The organism is Phenylobacterium sp., from assembly GCF_016793225.1.
Lineage (GTDB): Bacteria > Pseudomonadota > Alphaproteobacteria > Caulobacterales > Caulobacteraceae > Phenylobacterium.
Window position 1 is genome coordinate 1 of the sequence record NZ_JAEUMN010000011.1, and the last position, 5,743, is coordinate 5,743.

The 5,743-nt window shown below is 72.9% G+C and carries 7 protein-coding genes; 1 reads left to right on the forward strand and 6 read right to left on the reverse strand.

Annotated elements, in window-relative coordinates:
- From JNK30_RS00925 to rlmJ, 4 genes are all read right to left on the reverse strand, one after another.
- Positions 1–848 (reverse strand): AsmA family protein (locus tag JNK30_RS00925; protein ID WP_293479317.1); only part of this gene is annotated, 848 nt, incomplete at its 3' end.
- A 57-nt stretch (positions 849–905) separates the two neighbouring features.
- Positions 906–1,466 (reverse strand): sugar transferase, encoded by a 561-nt coding sequence (locus JNK30_RS00930; RefSeq protein WP_293479327.1) that lies wholly within the window; start codon positions 1,464–1,466, stop codon positions 906–908.
- A 71-nt stretch (positions 1,467–1,537) separates the two neighbouring features.
- Positions 1,538–2,092, reverse strand: coding sequence for a hypothetical protein (locus tag JNK30_RS00935; RefSeq protein WP_293479319.1), 555 nt, complete (start codon positions 2,090–2,092; stop codon positions 1,538–1,540).
- A gap of 70 nt (positions 2,093–2,162) precedes the next feature.
- Positions 2,163–2,990, reverse strand: a complete 828-nt coding sequence (gene rlmJ / locus JNK30_RS00940) for a 23S rRNA (adenine(2030)-N(6))-methyltransferase RlmJ (RefSeq protein ID WP_293479321.1) — start codon at positions 2,988–2,990, stop codon at positions 2,163–2,165.
- 75 nt (positions 2,991–3,065) lie between these two features.
- Here rlmJ and JNK30_RS00945 point away from each other — a divergent pair, with 75 nt between their 5' ends.
- Positions 3,066–4,121, forward strand: coding sequence for a DNA topoisomerase IB (locus JNK30_RS00945; RefSeq protein WP_367118719.1), 1,056 nt, complete (start codon positions 3,066–3,068; stop codon positions 4,119–4,121).
- Positions 4,122–4,143: 22 nt separating this feature from the next.
- On the opposite strand, the gene JNK30_RS00950 is transcribed toward JNK30_RS00945, so the two are convergent.
- The gene (locus JNK30_RS00950; protein WP_293479323.1) at positions 4,144–4,569 is read right to left on the reverse strand and encodes a hypothetical protein; all 426 of its coding nucleotides are present in this window, start codon (positions 4,567–4,569) and stop codon (positions 4,144–4,146) included.
- A 25-nt stretch (positions 4,570–4,594) separates the two neighbouring features.
- Positions 4,595–5,743, reverse strand: a 1,149-nt coding sequence (locus JNK30_RS00955; protein WP_293479325.1) for a TonB-dependent receptor, incomplete at its 5' end; no start/stop codon positions are given.

A 5,743-nucleotide genomic window follows, 5' to 3' on the forward strand; every position in this document is an offset into this window, starting at 1 on the left:
TGGGCCATGTCGAAGGGCCGGGGCACCGCGCCGCGCGCGGTCACGAACGTGTCGCCCGCCCGGACTTCGGCCTCGAACGGATAGGGCTTCGTGCGCTCGATGTTCAGGAGCGGACCGCCCGTGACCTCGGCGCGGAACGGCGCGCCGTTGATCGTGCCGCGGCCCAGCAGCTGGAAGCCCTGGGAGCCCTCGCCCAGCTGCTCGCGCGCGTTGATGGAGCCTTCGAACCGGATCTTCCGCTGCGCGTCGACGTAGGTCAGGCGGCCGTCGCGGACGATGAAGCGCTGGATCGGCGGAAAGTCCGCGGGCGGGTCGCGGCGCCCTTCCGAGAAGTCCCAGTTCTTCCGCCCCTGGGCGTCCGCCACGAGGTCGAACTTCGGGCGGTCCACCGTGAGCACCCGGGTGTCGAGCTTGCCCCAGAGCAGCGGCACGAGACGGACGCGCACGCCAAGGCGCTCGATCGACCCCATCTGGGGGCCCTTGGCCCAGGCGGGGTTGGCGATCGTGATGCCCTCGACCGTGGCGGAGGGGCGCCACGACCAGATGTCGGCGTCGAGGTCCCCGGTGATCCGGACTTCCCGGTGCAGGCGCGCGGACGCCATGCGTTCGAGAGGTCCGCGGAACCAGTTCCAGTCCCAGATCGCCACGAGGAACGCCACGGCGGCCGCGACCAGGACCAGGATCGCGCCGCTCCAGGTCAGGGCCTTGCGCGAAGGCCGCCGGATGCTCGGCGCCTTCAGACCGGCGTGCGCCAGCCGCTCGCGGATCGGCCGTCGGCGGCCGGCCTGCTCGCGCGGGGCGTCGGAGCGTCGCCTCGGCGACGGCTTCTGGATCGGCTGCTGGCTCACGGTTCGCCTCCGGAGCCCTCACAACGCGCGCCGACCGCCTCCGTTTCCTGAGGCCGTCTAGTGGCTTACGCCCCGGGCATGGATCGCCGCGCGGAGCGTGCGGGCCAGGATCGCGAGGTCGAAAGCCAGCGACATGCGCCGCAGGTACTCGGCGTCCAGCTTCACCTTCTCGGGGATCGGCAGCTCGTCGCGCCCGTTGATCTGCGCCCACCCGGTGATCCCCGGACGCAGGCGATGGACCCCTTCGGCCGTGCGAAGCGCCACCAGGTCATCCTGGTTGAACAGCGCCGGCCGAGGACCCACCAGGCTCATGTGGCCGACGAGCACGCTCCAGAGCTGCGGCAGCTCGTCCAGGCTCGAGCGGCGCAGGAAGCGGCCCAGCGGCGTCACCCAGCGCTCGGGGTCCTCAAGCAGATGGGTCGCCACGTCCGGCGTGTCGGTCCGCATCGAGCGGAACTTGGGCATGGCGAAGATGCGGTTGTCCCGCCCGACGCGGCGGGACCAGTGGATCGCCGGCCCGGGACTGCCCAGCCGGACCGCCAGCCCCACGCCCAGCAGGAGGGGCCACAGGACCGCCAGGCCGCCCAGGGCCGCAAGGATGTCGAAGCCGCGCTTCAGCACCCGCCGTTGTTAGAGCGAGTTCGCCCCGGATCAAACCCGCGCCTGGCCCGCGGCGGGCGCGTCGGGGGTCAGGCCGGTCCGGTGGCCCCCGAGGCCGACGCGCCCTTGCGCAGCCGCGCCTTGGGCGTTTCCTCGGCCTGGGCCGTCGACACGGGCGGCGGTTCAGCCGTCGCCGGGCTGTCTGGGCCCGCGTCCGGCGTCTCCGCCGCGCCTGCGGAGGGCTGTTCCGCGGCGGCCTCTGCAGGGGCGACGTCCGTCGTCTCCAGGGCCAGCAGCGGGCTCATGGGCGCAGCCTCGCCGCCCACCGGAATCTCGGGCAGGTCCGGCGCGACGGCCTCAACCACCTCCGCAAGCGTCTCGGCGGTTTCGGCGAGCGGCGCCGCAAAGGGCGCCATGGCTTCCGGCAGGGCGTCGGCGGCGGCGCCGTACAGGGCTTCCAGGTTCATCGGCCGCGTCCATCGCGTCAGCCACCAGTAGGTCATCGCGCCGGCGGCGGCTGCGCCGTAGTAGGCCCAGAGCGGGGACGCGGCGCCCACGAGGAGCGCCGGGCTCAGTCGCGGTTCGCCGGGACCGGGCGATTGCGGGGGCGCGAACTGGGGAGCCGGAAGTTGGAAGGCAGCCATGACGGATCCTCTGCGACGGGGGGAGTGTGCGTCGCAGCATAATCCGCCCCGCGGCTTCGCAGTTGCGAAATTACCGTAACGGAAGGCTGTACGTCCGATGACCGCCGCCGGCGCCCAGCGCTTCAGCGACCCAGCCGCAGATCGCGGCAAACGGCTGGGAGAGGTCAGGGCCGTTCACGAGGACGAGCGCACAGCCGTTCATCTTCATGGGATCGTTCAGCGGCCGCACCCGGCACTCCGCCACCAGCATCGGCGCCGCGACCTCGTCTTCCAGGTCCCGCAGGAAGGCGTCGAAGGTCTCGAGGTCCTTCAGCGGCAGCCAGACGAGGGCCTGGGCGGCGGGATTGCGGCTGCGCAGGCCGGCGACCGTGTCCACGATGCGCGCGTAGTCGTCCGGCTTCTCGAACGGCGGATCGATCAGCACCAGGACCCGGCCGGACGCCGGCGCCTCGCGCAGCGCCGCCTCGTAGCCGTCCGCGTTGAGCGTCCGCACGCCGGTCCGACCCGCCAGGGCCGCACGGAGCGCATCGTGTTCCTCCTTGCGCAGCTCGCAGCCGACGTAGCGGTCGGCGGGCCGCAGGGCCTGGGCGACGAGCCACGGGGACCCCGGATAGCGGCGGGTCGGCCCGCCGCCGTTCAAGGCCGCCACCGCCGCCCGCAGGGGCCCGAACTCGGGCGGCGCATCGGTCGCCGCCTGCAGCCGCAGGATTCCAGCCTGGGCTTCCCCGGACGCGGTCGCCTCCCGCCCGGTCAGGTCGTAGAGGCCGCGCCCCGCGTGCGTATCGACGACCGTCAGCGGCCCCGGCCCCGTCGCGAGGTCGGTCAGCAGGCGCAGCAGGGCGGCGTGCTTCACCAGGTCGGCGAAGTTCCCCGCGTGGAAGGCGTGGCGATAGTTCAAGCAAGTCTCCGGAACCCTCCCTGCGCATACCACGTTGCGGCCCCGCTCACAGGGCGGTGCGAGATGCCGAGGGACATGGCTGCCGACGACATTCCCGCGGGTCTCGCCTACGTCAGCGACCAGGATCCGGGCATCCGGCGCAAGCCCGCGCGCGGACACGGCTTCAACTATTTCGGCGCGAACGGCGACGCCGTGACCGACGAGCGGACCCTGGACCGCATCCGCGCCCTCGTGATCCCGCCCGCCTGGACCGACGTCTGGATCTGTCCCCGCGCCAACGGCCACATCCAGGCCACCGGCCGCGACCAGCGGGGCCGCAAGCAGTACCGCTACCATGAGCGCTGGCGGCAGGCCCGCGACGAGAACAAGTACGACCGCCTGATCGCCTTCGGCCGGGCCCTGCCCCGTCTGCGCCGACGGGTGGACGAGGACCTCTCGCGGCGCGGGCTGCCGCGGGACAAGGTGCTGGCCGCCGTCGTCCGCGTCATGGAGAAGACGCTGATCCGCGTGGGCAACGAGGAATACGTCAAGCAGAACAAGAGCTTCGGCCTCACCACGCTGCGCGACCGGCATGTGCGGGTCGGCAGCGCCCAGGCCCGCATCGAGTTCAAGGGCAAGAGCGGCAAGGTCCACCAGACCGGCTTCAACGACCGCCGCCTCGCGCGCATCGTGAAGGCCTGCCAGGACCTGCCCGGACAGCGGCTCTTCCAGTACCTGGACGACGACGGCCAGCGGCGCGCCGTGGAGAGCGCCGACGTCAACGCCTACATCCGCGAGGCCATGGGCGAGGACTTCTCGGCCAAGGACTTCCGCACCTGGGCGGGCACCGTCGCGGCCGCCCAGGCGCTGATGCTGCAGGAGCCCTGCGCGAGCGCGGCCCAGTCCAAGCGCGCGGTCAACACCTGCGTGAAGGCCGTCGCCGGCGTGCTGGGCAACACCGCGGCGGTGGCGCGCAGGGCCTACATCCATCCGGCGGTGCTGGACGCCTACGCCGAGGGGCGGCTGGAGCTGAAGACCGGCGGGGAGGATCGCGCCTTCGAGCTCGCGGTCCTGCGCTTCCTGGAGGCCGCGCGCGACCGCGACGCCGCCAAGGCGCAGGGCGCCGCGCGGAAGATGGCCCGGACGGCGTAGGGTCGGCTTGACCTGATCGGCCTCAGGCCTCGCCGCGGGCCGGACGGCGGCCGCCCACGACCGCACCGACGAACCCGGCGGCGGCCATGAGCCCCAGCGACACCGCGAAGCTCCAGGTGAGGACGTCGGCGGCCGGCGCGGTGGCGAGGCCCAACGAAAGATCGAGGGCCACGTAGAAGGCGACCGTCGCCGTCATGAAGGCCATGACGTTCCGCGCCGCGTGCCGGCGGCGCGCGAGGAGCAGGCCGGCCGCGAACATGAGGATCGCGCCGCCCGCGGGTCCGGACCAGGCCCCGATCTGCGGCGCCATGTCCCGGTAGTGGCTCTGCGGCCGCCCAGGCTCGATCAACGTACCGTAGACAGTGATGAGGGCGGTCGTGAGCGCCAGGTTCAGGACCAGGACGGCGGCGGCGGTCCCGAGCGCCTTCAGGTAGTCGATCGGCTTCATGCGCGCCCCCCTAGAGCGGCTGCGTTCAGCGTCGGAGCGTGAGCCCCACGCGCAGCGTCCGGGGCGCAGAATAGCTCTCCGTGCCGTCCGCCGTCTCGCCCACCTCGAGCGTCTCGTCGGTCAGGTTCTCGGCGGCGAGGAAGACCTCGAGATCCGGCGCGAAACGCCATGTGGCGCGCGCGTCGACCTGCACGCCCGCACCCAGCCGGCGGCTGTTGAGGTCGTCCTCGAAGCGCATGCTCTCGTAGCGCACGTCGGTCGCGAGGCGGACAGCCTGGGTCACGCGCCATTCCAGCCCGCCGGTGACCGTCCATTTCGGCGTCTGCGCGGGGCGGAGCCCGTCGAGCTGCGGCACGGCCGAACCCCCGTTCACCTCGGCGTCGGTGTAGGCGAAGGCCGCGCGCCAGCTCAGCGCCTGGGCCACCTCGCCGAACGCCTCGCCCTCGACGCCCCAGGCCTCGATCTCGCCGGCGTTCCGCCGCTGGCGCAGGGTGCCGCCCGCGGGGACGAACCCGGCGTTGGGGAACGTGCCCGGCCCGACGCCGATGGTCACGTTGGTGATCGGGTCCTTCAGCCGGTTGTAGAAGACGGTCGTCCGCCAGTGGAAGGGCCCCTCCCCGTCCAGGCCCGCCTCGAGGCCCTGCAGCGTCTCGGGCTTCAGGGTGGGGTTCGCTTCGGTGATGTCGTTGCCCACCCGGAAGGGTCGATGCAGCTCGTTCAGCGTGGGCGGCCGGAAGCCGGCATAGGCCGCCGCCCGGACGTGGACGCCTTCGGCGGCCTGGTAGCGCACCCCGAGACGGCCGGTCGGCGTGGTGTCGGAGCGGTTCGGCGCCGACGTGTTGAGCGTCGTCGCCCCCGTCTGCGCGTCGAGCTCCAGGCGGCGCGCGTCGTAGGCCCGGCTGCGGTCGAGCCGCACGCCGCCGGTGACCAGCCAGGGACCCTGGTCGATGGCCGCCTCGGCGTAGGCGCCCGCCACCGAGGTCTTGCCCCCGGCCTCCCGCAGCCGCGTGAAGACGCCGTTCTGGAAGCGGAACTTCTCGCGTTCGGTCCCGTCGGTGAGCCGCGCGTCGGCCCCGACCTCCAGGGCCACCGGCCCCTGCGTCCACTGCCACGCGGCGTTCAGGCCGTAGCCGCGCGCCGGCGTCGAGTACTGGTCGTTGGCGGGCGTGGTCGT

Bases quoted from the DNA above. Each gene is read 5' to 3' on its own strand.
- JNK30_RS00945 (WP_367118719.1), top strand. From the start codon at position 3,066: ATGGCTGCCGACGACATTCCCGCGGGTCTCGCCTACGTCAGCGACCAG.
- JNK30_RS00950 (WP_293479323.1), bottom strand. From the start codon at position 4,569: ATGAAGCCGATCGACTACCTGAAGGCGCTCGGGACCGCCGCCGCCGTC.
- JNK30_RS00935 (WP_293479319.1), bottom strand. From the start codon at position 2,092: ATGGCTGCCTTCCAACTTCCGGCTCCCCAGTTCGCGCCCCCGCAATCG.